16 protein-coding genes and 1 pseudogene are annotated in these 16,207 nt (G+C 40.6%); 13 read left to right on the top strand and 4 right to left on the bottom strand.

Annotated features, from left to right (window positions below; genetic code table 11):
* From IEX94_RS19850 to IEX94_RS12250, 4 genes and pseudogenes are all read left to right on the top strand, one after another.
* Nucleotides 1-126, top strand: a pseudogene (locus IEX94_RS19850) (sensor histidine kinase); the annotation flags it as partial.
* 12 nt (nucleotides 127-138) lie between these two features.
* Nucleotides 139-765, top strand: coding sequence for a response regulator (locus IEX94_RS12260; protein ID WP_188857805.1), 627 nt, complete (start codon nucleotides 139-141; stop codon nucleotides 763-765).
* 147 nt (nucleotides 766-912) lie between these two features.
* A complete protein-coding gene (locus tag IEX94_RS12255) occupies nucleotides 913-1,347 on the top strand; it encodes a disulfide oxidoreductase (RefSeq protein WP_188857803.1) in 435 nt (144 codons plus the stop codon).
* Nucleotides 1,348-1,352: 5 nt separating this feature from the next.
* Nucleotides 1,353-1,835 (top strand): thioredoxin family protein, encoded by a 483-nt coding sequence (locus IEX94_RS12250; protein ID WP_188857800.1) that lies wholly within the window; start codon nucleotides 1,353-1,355, stop codon nucleotides 1,833-1,835.
* A gap of 156 nt (nucleotides 1,836-1,991) precedes the next feature.
* Here IEX94_RS12250 and IEX94_RS12245 read toward each other — a convergent pair whose 3' ends face one another.
* Nucleotides 1,992-2,498, bottom strand: a complete 507-nt coding sequence (locus IEX94_RS12245; protein WP_188857798.1) for an antibiotic biosynthesis monooxygenase family protein — start codon at nucleotides 2,496-2,498, stop codon at nucleotides 1,992-1,994.
* Nucleotides 2,499-2,937: 439 nt separating this feature from the next.
* On the opposite strand from IEX94_RS12245, the gene IEX94_RS12240 reads away from it, so the two are divergent.
* The 6 genes from IEX94_RS12240 (at nucleotide 2,938) to IEX94_RS12215 (ending at nucleotide 9,905) form a co-directional block, all read left to right on the top strand.
* On the top strand, nucleotides 2,938-5,091 hold the full coding sequence (locus tag IEX94_RS12240; protein WP_188857796.1) for a transglycosylase domain-containing protein: 2,154 nt from the start codon (nucleotides 2,938-2,940) through the stop codon (nucleotides 5,089-5,091).
* Between the two features lie 106 nt (nucleotides 5,092-5,197).
* On the top strand, nucleotides 5,198-6,235 hold the full coding sequence (gene hemE, locus IEX94_RS12235) for a uroporphyrinogen decarboxylase (protein WP_188857794.1): 1,038 nt from the start codon (nucleotides 5,198-5,200) through the stop codon (nucleotides 6,233-6,235).
* Nucleotides 6,236-6,278: 43 nt separating this feature from the next.
* Complete coding sequence (gene hemH / locus IEX94_RS12230; RefSeq protein ID WP_188857793.1) at nucleotides 6,279-7,220, top strand: ferrochelatase; 942 nt, start codon at nucleotides 6,279-6,281, stop codon at nucleotides 7,218-7,220.
* A complete protein-coding gene (gene hemY, locus IEX94_RS12225) occupies nucleotides 7,213-8,613 on the top strand; it encodes a protoporphyrinogen oxidase (protein ID WP_229782701.1) in 1,401 nt (466 codons plus the stop codon). The genes hemH and hemY overlap by 8 nt, the downstream gene beginning before the upstream one ends.
* Nucleotides 8,614-8,870: 257 nt before the next feature.
* Nucleotides 8,871-9,224, top strand: coding sequence for a hypothetical protein (locus IEX94_RS12220; protein ID WP_188857791.1), 354 nt, complete (start codon nucleotides 8,871-8,873; stop codon nucleotides 9,222-9,224).
* A gap of 69 nt (nucleotides 9,225-9,293) precedes the next feature.
* Entirely contained in the window at nucleotides 9,294-9,905 is a 612-nt protein-coding gene (locus IEX94_RS12215) for a hypothetical protein (RefSeq protein WP_188857790.1), read from the top strand.
* Between the two features lie 244 nt (nucleotides 9,906-10,149).
* Here the strand turns inward: IEX94_RS12215 and pepF are convergent, their stop codons facing one another.
* Entirely contained in the window at nucleotides 10,150-11,970 is a 1,821-nt protein-coding gene (gene pepF, locus IEX94_RS12210; protein ID WP_188857788.1) for an oligoendopeptidase F, read from the bottom strand.
* Between the two features lie 211 nt (nucleotides 11,971-12,181).
* Nucleotides 12,182-12,310 carry a protein YhfH gene (yhfH, locus tag IEX94_RS12205; protein WP_188857786.1) on the bottom strand — a complete coding sequence of 43 codons (129 nt, stop codon included), beginning with the start codon at nucleotides 12,308-12,310 and terminating at the stop codon, nucleotides 12,182-12,184.
* A 232-nt stretch (nucleotides 12,311-12,542) separates the two neighbouring features.
* Between yhfH and lplA the strand changes: the two genes are divergently transcribed.
* Nucleotides 12,543-13,538 carry a lipoate--protein ligase gene (gene lplA / locus IEX94_RS12200; protein WP_188857783.1) on the top strand — a complete coding sequence of 332 codons (996 nt, stop codon included), beginning with the start codon at nucleotides 12,543-12,545 and terminating at the stop codon, nucleotides 13,536-13,538.
* A gap of 661 nt (nucleotides 13,539-14,199) precedes the next feature.
* Nucleotides 14,200-14,751 (top strand): competence protein ComK, encoded by a 552-nt coding sequence (locus IEX94_RS12195; protein WP_188857781.1) that lies wholly within the window; start codon nucleotides 14,200-14,202, stop codon nucleotides 14,749-14,751.
* Here IEX94_RS12195 and IEX94_RS12190 read toward each other — a convergent pair.
* Complete coding sequence (locus IEX94_RS12190) at nucleotides 14,732-15,115, bottom strand: YhjD family protein (RefSeq protein WP_156854611.1); 384 nt, start codon at nucleotides 15,113-15,115, stop codon at nucleotides 14,732-14,734. The two genes, IEX94_RS12195 and IEX94_RS12190, sit on opposite strands and share 20 nt — an antisense overlap.
* Before the next feature lie 186 nt (nucleotides 15,116-15,301).
* On the opposite strand from IEX94_RS12190, the gene IEX94_RS12185 reads away from it, so the two are divergent.
* Nucleotides 15,302-15,964, top strand: coding sequence for a TVP38/TMEM64 family protein (locus tag IEX94_RS12185; protein ID WP_156854610.1), 663 nt, complete (start codon nucleotides 15,302-15,304; stop codon nucleotides 15,962-15,964).
* Nucleotides 15,965-16,207: the final 243 nt, after the last annotated feature.

Here is a 16,207-nt window from a genome sequence, read left to right as displayed (position 1 = left end):
AGGGATAAGAAGACATCTTACGGATTGAAGACGATGCGGGAGCGTAGTGAAGAGCTCGGTGGAACATTTCAGCTTCGTTCAAACCCGGATGAAGGAACATATATCGATATAAGAATACCATTTTAAAGGGGGAGTAATATGGTCCGAGTAGTCGTTGTCGATGATCATGATGTCGTACGGAAGGGTATTATCGCTTATTTGACGACAGAGCCCGAGATAGAAGTCGTCGGTGAAGCAAGTAGCGGGAATGCAAGCATTGCGATTATTGAAAAGGAAAAGCCGGATGTCGTTTTAATGGATCTAATGATGGAGGACGGCGATGGTGTTGAAGCGACACAAAAGATTTCAGAAGTGCTACCAAGCTGCAAGGTAATTATTTTAACAAGTTTTTATGATGATGAACAAATCTTTCCGGCACTGGAGGCAGGGGCATTCAGTTATTTACTTAAAACGGCTTCCGCAACAGAAATTGTGCAAGCTATATTAAAAGCGGTAAAAGGGGAAAATGTGATTGAACCGAAAATAGCCGGGAAAATGCTTTCAAACTTTCGCCAGCCAGAGAAGAAACTGCATGATGAATTGACGGAGCGGGAACTGGAAGTACTCCTTTGCATCGGAAACGGAATGACGAACCAGGAGATTAGCGAACACCTATTCATCGGAATTAAAACGGTGAAAACCCATGTAAGTAATATCCTTTCTAAACTTGAAGTAAAGGACCGGACACAGGCTGCGGTCTATGTTCACCGAAATCAACTGCTCTAACGTCATGAAATAGTCATAAATTCCGAGGCGTAGAAATTGTATTATCATTTTTCCATTCGTATAATGATAAGGTGAAACTCATTCAGTGGGGGTATTACAGACCGTTAATACGTGATAAAGGAAAAGAGTCAGAAAGGACCCAAACTTATGCATTCATTGACAAAAAAGGCAGAAAATCTTTTGCTGATTATTTGGGTACAAGCCTTTGTAGCAACTACCGGAAGTTTGTTTTATTCCGAAGTAATGGGTTATATCCCTTGCGAGCTATGCTGGTATCAACGGATTTTAATGTACCCGTTAGTCATCATCTATGGATTGGCACTATGGAAAAAAGATGTAAAAATGACATTGTCAGGACTGATATTAAGCGGGATTGGGATGTTTGTCTCCACGTATCACTACTTACTTCAAAAAGTTCCGGCCTTTCATGAAATGGGAGGATCATGTAGTGGTGCCGTACCATGTAATGCAATCTATGTGAATTACTTCGGTTTCATCACGATTCCATTTATGGCTGGTGTAGCATTTATTGTCATCTTTGTTTTACATCTACTTTTGCTTAAAGAAATAAGGAGGAACTGATTCGAATGGGTAAGAAAGTCACAATAATTGTCTCCGTGGTTGTGGTACTATTTATAGCGTTATTCTTTGCGCTCAATTATAAAAACAACAAAGCGCTTGAAGGAGATAATCCATATGGAACCAATGATTTAGATCAAGCGACAATCGACCAATTAGGAGATCCATTATACGGTAATCAAATTTTACCGGATGATTTGATTGAGCAGGTGGAGAGTGGGGAACCAACTACTGTTTATTTTTACAGCCCGACCTGTGTATACTGTCAGCAGACAACACCTTATCTCGTTCCATTGACAGAAGATATGAATGTAGATATGAAGAAGCTGAACTTGCTTGAGTTTGGTGAAGAAGCGGAACCATTTGGCATTCGCTCCACACCTACTCTTATTCATTATGAGAATGGTAAAGAAGTAGCTCGCCTCGAAGGCCAGTACTCTGAAGAACAATACGAGCAATTCTTTAATGAATTCGTCTTGGCTGGTGAATAAACGAAACGAAAAAAGGTTATCCGCTTTAATACAAGCGGGTAACCCTTTTTAAACTGCTGAGTACTTTCATTCAGCGTGAGAGCAACTTAGGTCTCGAGGTCAGCAGTCCAGGTGTCTGAACTGCTCCGTGGAAGGACACCATTTTGTACGCTATTTTTATTCTTCCTCCTCTTCCTCTACATACATATCATAAGTTGCTATATAGGTGTTTTTGAAAAAATAGGAAGATGGCTTCACTTGGTCTAATTCATGTGCTTCTTGGAACTCGCCAGACTCCTTCCAGTATTCAAAATCCTTTTTTGAGGACCATTGGGTTAAAATGACATATGTTGTTCCTTTATGGGGGCGTAGTACCCGGAATGCTTGAAAGCCTGGCATTGCTTCGACGGAATGTTTCCGCCGCTTAAAACGGTCTTCGAATAAAGCTCTGCTTTCTTCAGCCACAGGGATATTATTCATGACGACATAACCTCTTTGTTGTATCTCCCCTGTCGCTTCCAGGATCTCATATTTCCGGCCAGATTGAAAAATCTCTTTTGTCGGATGTTCATAATAGAGAAGCCCACCCGCATTATTTTCCATGAGTTTTAGTTCTAATTCTTCATGTTTGTTTTCCATTTGCAGCAAGAAGTCAATCGTACCGTTTGTCATGTATGCATTCAATTTTATTCCCCTTTCTAAATTCCTCTTTACTCCTATTCTACCCTAAAACCGAACTCTGTACGCAACGACAGAAGTACTGAATGAAGTTTCACTTTATCACGTATTAACGGTCTGTAATATCCCCACTTCTAAAGGGAGGCCTAGCATGTGAAAGTGGGGGATAAACAGTCCGTAAATTCCTGCTTCTGTTCAACTAACATTCAGTGGAGGGAAAGGAACGCCCCACTGAATGAAGTTTCACTTTATCACGTATTAACGGTCTGTAATATCCCCACTTCTAAAGGGAGGCCTAGCATGTGAAAGTGGGGGATAAACAGTCCGTAAATTCCTGATTCTGTTCAACTAACATTCAGTGGGGGAAAGGAAGCCCCCCACTGAATGAAGTTTCACTTTATCCCTGTAGAAGATTGTCGTATAATGCAGAGGTAGAGGTGGAATAATGGTGAAACCGAATCAAAGGAAGATGAATCGAAAACTGAAATGGATAATCATTACGCTTGTTTCCATTATAGGTTTGGCTTTAGCTGGTTATGCTATGATTATCTACTTCGGTAGTCAGATTGTCGATGAGGATGCGCTCATCCTTGCCCAGACGACAACGATTGAAACCGCTGATGGAGAAGTCATTGCGGAACTCTATCAGGAAAATCGTGATTATATTCCGCTGGATGAGATACCTAAACATGTACAAGATGCTTATATTGCGATTGAAGACAGACGGTTTTATGAACATGCCGGTATTGATATCAAGTCGGTTACGCGGGCTGTGTATAAGGATATCATCGCGATGAGCAAAGTAGAGGGTGCGAGTACAATTACGCAACAGCTCGTAAAGAATCTGTTTTTATATAATGATAAAACCTGGACCCGTAAAGCGAAAGAAGCGGCAGCGGCTATTTATTTGGAAAGAAAGCTGTCTAAAGAAGAAATTTTAGAACTTTATCTCAATGAAATTTACTTCGGTCACGGAATCTATGGCATTGAGAAAGCAGCAAACTTTTATTTTTCGAAACATGCGAGCGAATTATCAATTGGAGAAGGGGCGCTGCTTGCTGGAATGGCTAAGGCTCCAAACGGCTACTCCCCAATAAACCATCCGGAAAAAGCTTTGGAGCGAAGGAATATCGTCCTTGCCGCGATGGAGCATGCTGGGATGATTTCGATAGAGACAAAACAAGCAGAACAAGGGAAAACGCTTGGTTTACAATTGGAAGAAGCAGCTAATACCCCGTGGATCGATAGTTATCTTGACTTAGTCATAAAAGAAGCACAGGAAAAGAGTCAGCTGCCGATCGAACAATTGAGAAGGGGAGGTTACCGGATTATCGTCGGAATGGAAGATGACGTTCAGCAAACAGCTTACGAAATGTTTACCAAAGATGATTATTTCCCTGGAAATACTTCTGGTGCAGAAGGGGCATTTGTTATGATGGACCAGGATACAGGGAAAATTATTGCCGCAATTGGTGGCAGGGATTATACTTTCGGCGATTTAAATCGCGTTACAGTCAATCGGCAACCGGGTTCAACATTCAAGCCGTTAGCAGTCTATGGTCCTGCACTGATGCAAGAGGGAACATTTACACCGTATTCGTTACTGCCGGATGAAAAAGCCGTGAATGGAAATTATCCTGTTGCCAATGTCGACGATACGTATCAAAAGGTAGTGAGTATGTATGACAGTCTCGTAACTTCAAAAAACGTGCCAGCCGTTTGGTTGCTAGATCGCATTGGTATTCCCTATGCGAAAAGCTATTTAGAAAAGTTGGACATGCATATTGAGGATGAAGACTTAGCGATTGCACTTGGTGGGCTTTATGAAGGAGTTACACCACTTAATCTCGTTGAAGCATACCGAACGTTTGCCAAAGAGGGGAATTTCATCAAAGCTTATACAATTGAAGAAATCTATGATTATAACGATACACGCATTTATAAACATAAGTCAGAAGAAAAGGAAGTATTTACGCCACAAGTCGCTTGGGACATGACAGAAATGCTCCGAAAAGCAGTGGAGTCCATGCCGGAAGCAGCTGGAACCTATTCGAAAGCACTCGCCGGAAAGACAGGAACAACACAACATCCACTCGTGGAAAACGAAGTGAAGGATGCATGGTTTGTCGGCTATACTCCTGAATACGTAATGGCTGCTTGGACTGGTTATGACGAGTCCGATGCAGATCACTATTTAACGGGTGGAAGTATTTATCCGACTCGGTTTATTCAAGATATATTGACAGAAATCGACAAGCTACACCCATTAGCTGAGAAATTTGAAAAACCGGATACGGTGGAAGCACTCGCGGAACCAGTCCGGATTGCCCCGGTAACCAACGTTCAAGCAAATTATGTATGGGGCGGTATTTCTTTAGTGCAAGGAAAAATCAGTTGGGACCCTTTAGATGATGAGCGAGCAATCTACCGGATTTATGAAGAACGGGATGGTATCGATAAAAGAATCGCAGAAGTGGAAGGGGAAAGTGAATATATGATAGAACATGCATTGTTTAAGCATAAAAAATATTATGTCGTCACCTATGACCCATTCACAAAGCTTGAAAGCGAAAGATCGGAAACAGTTATTTTGAACTAACGTTTTAGACAAATTAGTGACATTCAAGTCGAAAACCTATACAGGCTTATTAAGAATCGTTATAGTTTAAGATGGCGAAAGTGATAATGACAAAAGGATGAAATAAATGACGAAAAAGATGAATGACACAATTTTACAAGCATATCGCGGTAAAGAAACAAGCTATACACCTGCTTGGTTCATGCGCCAGGCAGGAAGATCTCAACCGGAATACCGGGAGATCAAGAAAAAGTATTCCCTGTTTGAAATCACACATCAGCCTGAGTTGAGTGCATATGTCACAAGACTCCCAGTTGAAAATTATAATGTGGATGCAGCAATTCTATACAAAGATATTATGACGCCACTACCGGCAATGGGGATTGATGTAGAAATCAAGGCAGGCATCGGCCCGGTCGTCGATAATCCAATCCGCAGCTTTCAAGATGTAGAAGCACTTGGAACGATTAATCCAAACGCGGACATTCCTTATATTTTGGATACAATTCGTATCCTGACGGAGGAGCAGCTGGAAGTCCCGCTTATTGGCTTCAGCGGAGCGCCTTTCACATTGGCAAGTTATATGATTGAAGGCGGACCATCAAAAAATTATCACGAAACCAAGAAACTCATGTATCGTGAACCGGAAACATGGTTCCTGTTGATGGACAAATTGGCGGACATGATTATTACATACGTTGAAGCCCAGGTGGAAGCGGGAGCCCGAGCAATCCAGCTTTTTGATTCTTGGGTAGGATCACTGAATGCTCCAGATTACCGTGTGTTCATTAAACCGGTAATGACAAGAATTTGTAGTGAGTTACGGAAGCTTGACGTCCCGCTCATTATTTTCGGTGTAGGTGCCCGTCACCTCCTGCTTGAGTGGAACGATCTTCCAGTAGACGTAATCGGGTTAGACTGGAGAACATCGATTACAGAAGCAAGGAATATGGGAGTAACGAAAGTGTTGCAAGGTAATCTTGATCCCGTTATGCTCTTAACCGAATGGGAAAATATCGAGAAACGCACAAAGAATATCTTAGATGAAGGCAAAGAGCAAGGGAAGCATGTCTTTAATCTCGGCCACGGTGTAACACCGGAAATTAAGCCGGAAACATTGAAAAAACTGACAAATTTAGTTCATGAATACAGCAAGCGTTCTTAAAAATAGCAGGACGCAATGAATATTAAAGATGAGGTGTTGAAAAATGGCGAAAAAAATAAAAGGCTTATTAGTAATGGCATATGGAACTCCAACTAAAGAAGAGGATATTGAACCTTATTACACACATATCAGACACGGCAGAAAACCTGAACCAGAAGCACTTCAAGATTTGAAGGAGCGCTATGATGCAATTGGCGGCGTATCCCCGCTTGCAAAAATTACAGAAGACCAAGCGAATAGTCTATGTGCTAAGTTAAATGAAGTACAAGATGAAGTGGAATATAAGGTATATATCGGTCTCAAACATATTACGCCATTTATTGAGGAAGCCGTAGAGAAAATGGCGCAGGATGGAATTAAGGAAGCTGTTTCCATCGTATTAGCTCCACATTATTCTACATTCAGCATTAAATCATATAACGAACGGGCAAAAGAAGAAGCAGATAAACATGGTATAACGCTCACTTCTGTCGTCGATTGGTATAACGAACCAGGCTATATCAAATTCTGGGCAGACGGTATTAAAGCTATTTATGACGAGCTACCGAAAGAGGAACAAGAAAAAACAGTGCTGATTGTTTCAGCTCATAGCTTACCAGAGAAAATTATCCAAGCCGGTGACCCGTACCCGGAACAGCTGGCAGAAACCGCGAAGCTTATTTCTGAAGCTACCGGAATTAAAAATTATGAAGTAGGTTGGCAGAGTGAAGGGAACACGCCTGACCCATGGCTCGGTCCTGATGTTCAAGATTTAACTCGTGATTTATACAATGAAAAAGGTTACCGTTCCTTTATTTATGCTCCAGTCGGATTTGTTGCCGATCATTTGGAAGTTTTATATGACAATGATTACGAATGTAAAGTTGTCTGTGATGAAGTCGGTGCGAACTATTATCGTCCAGAAATGCCAAACGTGGCTCCGTTATTCATCGAAACATTGGCAGATGTTGTTTTAAAAACGGAAAAGCGTGACGCACATGCGTAATATTGTAATTATCGGCGGCGGTATAACAGGTTTATCCGCCGCCTTTTACTTACAGCAAGAAAGCAAGCGTAAGCAAGAACCGATTAACCTGAAGTTGATCGAAGCAAGTGAGCGTCTTGGTGGTAAGATAAAGACGATGAAACGGGATGGTTTTACAATCGAACAAGGACCAGATTCCTTGCTCTCTAGAAAACCAGCCATTGTTGAACTTACGAAGGAGCTTGGGTTAGAAGATGAGATGATTTTTAACGAGACAGGCTCGTCTTTTATTCTCGTAGACGGAAAGCTGCATCAAATGCCAGCAGGGACGTTTATGGGAGTACCAAAAGAAGAAAAGGCAATTGTAGACACGGAAATCTTTACAGAAGCAGGGAAGAAGCGAGCGCTAGAGGAGCTTGAGATTCCAAAGGGCGAGCCGGTGGAAGACCAGTCCCTCGGTTTATTTATGCGCCGAAGATTTGGTGATGAAGCGGTGAACCGTTTAATTGCTCCGATGCTTGCTGGGATCCACTCTGGTGATATTGATGCGATGAGCTTGATGGCAATCTATCCGCTATTTTACGAACTGGAACAGAAATACGGAAGTGTCATGAAGGGATTACAGGAACATATGCCTAATCAACCTGTCACGAAGGAAAAACGTTCATCCGGAATATTTTTCTCCTTTAAAGACGGTCTGGAAACATTAATTCACCAGTTGCATGAGAAATTAGCTGAAGATACCGTCAGCACAGGAGTGGCGGCTGAACAGATTGTAAAGACAGACTCCGGCTATGAAATTTACCTGGAATCAGGAGAGAAGCTTGCTGCAGAAGCTGTTATCCTTGCAACAGAGCATTCGGCCGTTCCGAACCTTTTTGACGATCATCCCTTTTTACAGGATCTGAAGCAAATTCCTGCTGTCTCAACGGCAAATGTAGTGATGGCATTTGATGCGGATGCGATTGAAAATGATCTTGATGGGACCGGATTTCAAGTAGCTCGTGAAGGAGATATTGAAATTACAGCTTGTACGTGGACAAATAAGAAATGGCCATCAACAACACCGGAAAATAAAGTATTACTCCGTGTCTATGTCGGACGTCCAGAAAAACAAGCATTCATGAAGTTAAGCGATGAGGCGTTAACGGAACTTGTGTTGGATGAATTGAAGAAAGTAATGACGATAAAGGCAGATCCTCAGTTTACAGTCGTTACACGCTGGAAGGATGCCCGTCCGCAATATCAAGTCGGTCACCGTAAGTTCATTCAACGTATCCGCGACGAACTTTCGACTCAACTCCCCGGTATCCAAATCATCGGTAGCTCTTACGACGGTGCTGGTATTCCCGATTGTGTAGCAAATGGAAAGAAAGCCGCACTAGAAGCTTTACAATTTTTGCAGAATAATTGATAAGGAAAAACACCAGTCAGATAGCGCTAATGAATTAAGAAAACATGTATGCAAAGTTGGCGTGGCATTTATACTACGCCAACATGATTATTTTTACCTTCTTTCTTTGCTTGATTGATGGCTTTATTACAAAACTTTTCTAACAAATAGTAAACAATTCCCCTCCCTCATAGATTAACTAATAACACAAATTTCAATTAGATTTGGTATACTATTTAAAAACAAAAGTTATATTTCTCTCAAAGGGAGGGGGGATATTGTTCAAAAAACTTAAAAAAATATCTAAGCTCTTTATAATATTAATTGTTTGCTCGTGTTTTGTCTCGATATTTGTTTTTTACGACTTGGTTAAAAAAGAGCACTTTGTAATTAAAGAAATGGATAATATAGAAAATGGGCTATATCTTACACTAAAAAGTAATAAAATTTTATATCCTACTGCTAGAAATATTCTAGTAAAAGTAGATGAGTACACGACAATTATTGATAACCATGGGAATAAGTCAGTGATTGAAAAGGGGATGAAAGTGTTAATAGAATATAAAATTGTGGGTTTCTCGAATCCCCCTGTTACGAAAGCAACTAAAATCATTACGTTATCCTTAAATTAATTTCAGTCCTTACTGAAAAGACAAATACATAGTATTCTTTCTATCTTGAGGGCGGTGAGGCATATCGTTGTGTTTGTTGCTATTTTAATTGCGATTCTTGTTTACTATGCTTGGCAACTTGTTCGTGTCTTGTTAGAGTTGAAGAAAGAGATTATTTTTCCCGTAACAACAGAAGACATGGCGTCTATTCGTAAACATCCTCAGAAGCCGAACAAGGAACCGACCTACCAAGGTCAGAAAAATGGGATTATTATGTACAGTCTCATGTTTCTTTATGTTTTCCTTATGTTCTTTTTTATCACGTTTTTTTATCCAGAACCATTCTTTACAACTTATCTACTTGTGATGTTACCTTTTTTATTCTCACGAGACATTTTAAGATTATTTGCAGTTGTAAATGATGGGATCCTTTGCGGGGCACGATTTATAAGTTGGAAGAATATCAAATCGTACAAACTCGTGAAAATAGATGTAAATCATAAATTTTACGGACATGATAAAGAAGTGAATGATCAGTACGAATTGAAAATCAAGACAAAATTCTTCAGTCATTACTGTATTATTACATCGCAAGCAACGCAAGATCGTCTGCTTGCTCTATTCCATAATAAAGGAATTGAACATGAAGATGCGGAAGTTGCGGACGGTGGAAATTCCGTAGAGAAAAATTATAGCCACTAAAAATCGCCTGAAATCAACGATAAGATTTTAGGCGATTTTTCTATTTATCACGGATTAACGGTCTGTAATACCCCCACATCTAAACATGAGGGAAGCCCAACATGTGAAGGTGGGGGATATACAGTCCGTAAATCCCTGATTCTGTTCAACTAACATTCAGTGGGGGGAAGGAACCCCACTGAATGAAGTTTCACTTTATCACGCATTAACGGTCTGTAATACCCTCACTGAATGAAGTTTCACTTTATTCATTTTCATAGCTTGCAATTAATTCATCAACCAACGAACCGACATAATCAATCGTCACTTTTATTGCATCAGGCTTAGACATATCTACCCCAGCTAGTTTAATCAAATCAAGTGGTTTCTTCGTGCCGCCAGCTTTTAATACGTCTAACCAGCGATTTATAGCAGGGCGTCCTTCTTCTTTAATCATCTGAGCAACAGCTGTTGATACTGTGAGTCCAGCAGAATATGTATACGGATAGAGTCCCATATAGTAATGCTGCTGTCTCATCCATGTTAATCCGACCCGATCATCGACTGTAATACTATCACCCCAGAAATTCTTGATCACATCGAGTTTTTGCTCCGTTAACACATCAGCTGTGAGTGGCACACCTTTTTCCGCTAAATCATAGACTCGACGCTGTAATTCGCCTTCAAGTAAGTGGGTGATGAAGTTATGGTGGTAGGTACCGAGTAATTGGGTAATGACCCAGCGCTTCATCCGGACATCTTCTGTTTCCTGCAGAAGACGTTCCGCTAGCAGCAATTCATTTAATGTCGATGGAGCCTCAATAAAATAGGTTGACGGGCGTGTATTCATGAAGGATTGATTTTTCCCGGCAAGGTAGAAATGTCCGGCATGACCCATCTCATGAGCGAGTACGAATGCACCTCGCATCGTATCTGTCCATGTAATCAAAATATAAGGATGCACTCCATATGGACTCGAACAGAAAGCCCCGTTTGCCTTTCCAATATTGTCCGCCCGGTCAACCCACCGATCATAAATAGACTTCTTCATTATTTCATGATATTCCGGACCCATGATTGATAGCGCGTCTAGAATAATATCCGTAGCTTCTTCATAAGTCGTTCTTGGATTAAGTGAAGGATCGAGTGGTGCTTTTAAATCACAATAATGTAATTCCTGAAGACCAAGTTTCTCTTTCTTTAACTTTGCGTATCGCTGCATATGTGGTGCTAATTCTTTTCCGATAATATCAAGCTGATTATGGTACATTTCTTTTGTCACCTGCTGAGGTGCAAGCAGCATATCGGTTACAGACGGGAACTTTCGGAGCTTTGCCATTGTCACTTGTTTTGTAACTTCTGTTGCATAAAGGTGAGCAAACGTATTTTTATATTTATCCAATGTTTTCGTAAAAGACTTATAGGCATTCCTTCGCGTTGTTGTATCGGCTGAGAACTCATAACGGTCCTCGTATAATGATTCAGACATCGGCAGTTCGACACCTTCCGCATTGGTGATCGGGTCAAATTGCATGTCCGCTGTTTTTGCCCGTTGATAAATCTGGTGAGGGGAACTATGGACTTCATGGAGTGCTGCCAGTGTTTCCTCCACTTCGGGTGCGTGGGTATGGGGTTTATCTTCTAATGCGTCGTAAAGAGTTTTTTCATAATTTTTTAGTTTTGGTTCACTTGCTAGGAAGTGCTGGACTTTATCGCTCGTTAATTCCAGTAATTCCGAATGGAAAAAGGAAAGTTTTGCATTTATCTTTGCTAATACACTGCTGGTAAGTGCCGCGTCCCGCTGATTGGCAGGGTCAGCCCCATCTGCACTCACTTTTAAATTCGAATAGGTAGCTACACGAACAACTTTCTCCCGGTAGCTTTCGAGGGCTTTTAGTGCTTGGAGCAGAGTAGTCGCACTTTCTGTTATTTTACCTCTAAAGACAGTCACCTGCTCTGTTTCTTTTTCCAAATTATCGAGCTCAAGCTTCCAGTTTTGAGGAGTTGGGAACAAGTCCGCTAGGTTCCATTTTTGCTCCTCTGGTACATCCTTGCGTTCGGCACGTCTATTTGTATGAACAGTCATTTTCGCGTCCCCTTTTAGTTATTTATTTCGATTCTCTAAATGATTATAATACAAATAAAAATAAAATGATAGAATTTTTCAAAAGGAGGGAAAGAAAAAAATGACAGATGTTCTTATGAACAACTGTCTGAAAAGGAGAAATATGGTGTTATAATACAGTTGGAAACTAAACTAGAGTGAATGGGTTCTGTAAAACAAATGAAGAGCGCGATTATCTTGCAGGATGATCACATTCATCACAAATATTGCCATAGCAGTCAGCTTTTTCAAAAATATCCTGACCGCATTTGTTGCACTTCTTCTTTGGTAAACTTTTGAAAAACTCAACTAAACCTAGCATGTGTGGTTCCTCCTCGTTTGTTTGTCAATTAATTACCTGTTGAATATATTGTAATATAACAGTGTGTTATTTGTCAACGCTGTTTTAATACATTTTTGAAAAACTTTTTTGATTATTATATAATATGCGGCGAAAACGTTGTTATACTACACGTTAGCCTGGTTTTATTTATTGCTTTAGAATTTTGTTTCCATTAGAATATTTATATAGATAATCAAGAGGAGGCCAGGCAATGAAATTTATTGATAACAAAGGAATTACCGATCCAATGATCAACCTCGCCATTGAAGAATATATTTTGGAAAACTTCGGGGAAACGGATACATACTTGCTCTTTTATGTGAATGGACCTTCCATTATTATCGGAAGAAACCAGAACACGATTGAAGAAATTAACACGGATTATGTAGAAGCGAATAATATTAAAGTTGTTCGCCGATTATCCGGTGGCGGTGCAGTGTATCACGATGAAGAGAACTTGAATTTCAGCTTTATTACGAAGGATGACGGGGAGAGCTTCCAAAACTTCCAGAAGTTCACCCAGCCGATTGTTGATGCATTGAATGAAAGAGGGGTACCAGCTGAGTTACAAGGTAGAAACGATATTGCAGTTGAAGGAAGAAAAATTTCCGGAAACGCCATGTTTTCTACGAGAGGCAGAATGTTTAGTCATGGTACACTAATGTTAAATTCGAAAATCGATGAACTGACGAAAGCATTGAAAGTTAAAAAGATTAAAATAGAATCGAAAGGAATAAAATCAATTCGAAGTCGTGTAGCAAATATTAATGAATACTTAGAAGACAAGCTGACGATTGAAGAATTTAAAGAAATGATTTTGAAGCATGTGTTTAACGTCGATGATGTCAAAGACGTTCCACAATATGTATTGACAGATGAAGACTGGGAAAAAATCCATGAGATCTCCCGGAATCGTTATCAAAAATGGGAATGGAACTATGGTAAGTCACCGTCATTCAACATTCAGGAAGCTCATAAATTCCCTGCAGGCCTTGTTGACGTTCGTCTAAATGTGAAAAAAGGAATCATTGAGGATTGCACGATTTTCGGTGACTTCTTCGGAATTGGGGACATTAAAGACTTGGAGAATAAATTAATTGGTCTCCGTCATGACCGAAAAACAATTGAAGCAGCACTCGAAGACTTCCCTGTTTCACATTATCTTGGGAAAATCTCCAAAGAAGATTTCATTAATTTGATTTATTAAATCCTAGACTCCTAGTCAATAAACTGCTGATTTCTTTTATTCAGCGTGAGCCAACCTTCTCCTGGAGGTCCGCAGTCCAGACACCTCTCGCTTTCCGCGGGCGGCCGGCAAGCCTCCTCGCGCTATCGCGCTGTGGGGTCTCGCCAGGCCTATCCTCCCGCAGGAGTCTCGAGGTGTCTGGACTGCTCCGAGGAAAGGCCTAATTTGGAGCACTACTTTTCATTTTAGTAAGAGGACACCTATCATGGTGGGATACTTTCCATTAATAATAACACTCTCTAACAGTTCATTTGCGCGATGGACTGTGACTCCTGCGAGTCCGAAGATCCCGCAGAGCGGTAGCCCAAGGAGGCTTCGGCTGTGCTCTAGAATGCGCATCCGTCCACCGGGCAATTGAACGGCGATTAGAACGCGATAATTAGTGAACGAGCGAGACACTTACGTTGGATGAAAGTGATTAGGGAGATTTGAGTTAATAGACCTTGACGAAGATGGAATGTCTAGGTCTTTTTTTTGTTTTAAAAATTGATTATGTAACGACAAATCTATCAGTTTGTTGGTTTTTTTCTAAAAATTTGGTTTTATGTCTTTCTTTTTTAATGGGTCTTTGTTATTATATGTTCAAGCCACTTTCTTTTTCTCATGGAAAGGAAGTTTCTAAATGAATGCAAAAATATTTACCTCTTCTCATGAAATCAGTCCGTTGACAATGGCTATTATCGCGAGCCGTGATAAAGAGGGCAGACTCATCAGTTATATCTTGGATGAGTCGGCAGAGTACGTTAGCGATAAATCCCCAAGTAAACTCATCGATGAAGCCTGTATGTTCTTCGGGAGCAGTTTGAAGGGAAGGCAGGAAGGAAGCCGCGTCATTAGCGGGTTCACCCATAAAGTTCCTGTTTCCATTGATCCCGCAAGTGGTATGTATTTCCTGCCTACATACTCCCCGACAAGCCCAAAGTGTTCTTGGCTCTCTCATTCCCATGTTGATGACGTGATACCATTAACTGAAGGAGACACCGAAGTACTTTTTATCAATGGAAAAACAATCACCCTTGATGTGTCTTACGGTTCGTTAACCAATCAGGTACGCCGAACAGCCCAGTTCCGTTATAGATTGAATAGCCGTTTACACCATATGGGGAAAGGGATGATAGCCGAGACCCCGAATCCATTTGACGCGCCGAATACTTTTAAGAATGAACGCGATTAGAGTCAGTCTCAAGCGCTTGAATGAGATGTTCTTTGATAATCAGTTCCACTTTTTTGCGGATGGAAGGATTGAAATAGTTCCGTTTTTCCTCTCTGCCTTGGCAAAGAAACAGAAAAGAGGAGAAGGAATCATTTTTGTTTAGCGTAATGACTTCTATATTTTGTTTCTTCATCTTGAATTTTAATCCCCTTCGCTCTTCTAACGCCAAAGACTCCATTTTCTTCAAAAGTTCCAGATAGGGCGCTTTAATTTTAAACGGCCCTTCGTCAACATGCTGGATGTCTTGTCTCATTACAACAATTGCCATCGAAAGAAATAGGAAACGGGAAGCGATTGCGTATTCCTCTTCCGTAATAAATCGCATGAGCCATCCTCCTTTAAGAGAACATGTGTTTGCTTTAGTTTATTATACGACAAACTTGAAAAAAATACTATAATAAAAGAGAAAAAAGAAAGTGGCAAAATTTAGTGATGTTAAACTAGGATATTTCTGAAAGATAATTTAAACTATAAGAAACGTGTTCATCTATGCTGAGGAGAATGGGCTTACATGTACTTATTATCAACGACCATTACATTTCAAAATTGGAGAACGAAATTACAAAATGAAGAAATTGAGGAATTTATTCAACAACTATTGAACCAGTATGAAGGATTAGGCCCTTTACCGGGAATTTTATTGCCTTTTATTGAAGCGCTCTTGCCATTTTTACCGCTTATGGTATTTGTCTTGGCGAATGCTGCTGCTTATGGTTTATTGAAAGGTTTTCTCTATTCATGGATCGGTGCTTGTGTTGGTGCGATTCTTGTTTTCTTGCTCATGCGAAAGTTATCAAATGCTGAATGGGTGGAACGAAAGATTAAGCAAAACAAACAAGTCTCCCGGGTGACGAGCTGGGTAGAACGGCATGGCTTTGGACCATTGTTTCTTTTACTTTGTTTTCCATTTTCTCCATCTGCAATAATTAATATTGTCGCAGGCTTTTCAAGGATTAGCGCACAACAGTTTATTCTGGCTGTGCTGCTCGGGAAAGCGGTGATGATATTCTCTATCGCTTACGTCGGATCAAGTATGATGGAATTTGCCAAAAACCCGATGAAAACAATCGTTGTACTCATCGGAGTGGGGTTATTCTGGTTCATTGGCAAATACCTAGAAGGCCGATTACAGCGCAAAGTAATGGAGAAAAACTATCCAAAAAGAACAAACTAAAAATATAGGAGCAGGCTTATATCTCTGGTAAACTAGAGATATAAGCCTTTTGCTTTATACTCGGGTTCGGGAGGCTCAACACACCTACGCTTTCTGCGGACGGCTGATGAGCTCCTTCTGAGGCGGAGGCGCCTTGCGATGTCTCATTGCTGCCTCTTTTCCTGCAGGAACCTTTGGGGTGTTATACTCGCTCCCAGTAAAAATTGTAAATAAACGTCTGATTTTGTTTTCAATTAATTTTAT

The organism is Oceanobacillus indicireducens, assembly GCF_014647195.1.
In the GTDB taxonomy this organism is placed as follows: domain Bacteria; phylum Bacillota; class Bacilli; order Bacillales; family Amphibacillaceae; genus Oceanobacillus; species Oceanobacillus indicireducens.
The sequence above is the reverse complement of the archived record's forward strand: the minus strand, read 5'-3'. Positions and strand labels throughout refer to the sequence as shown.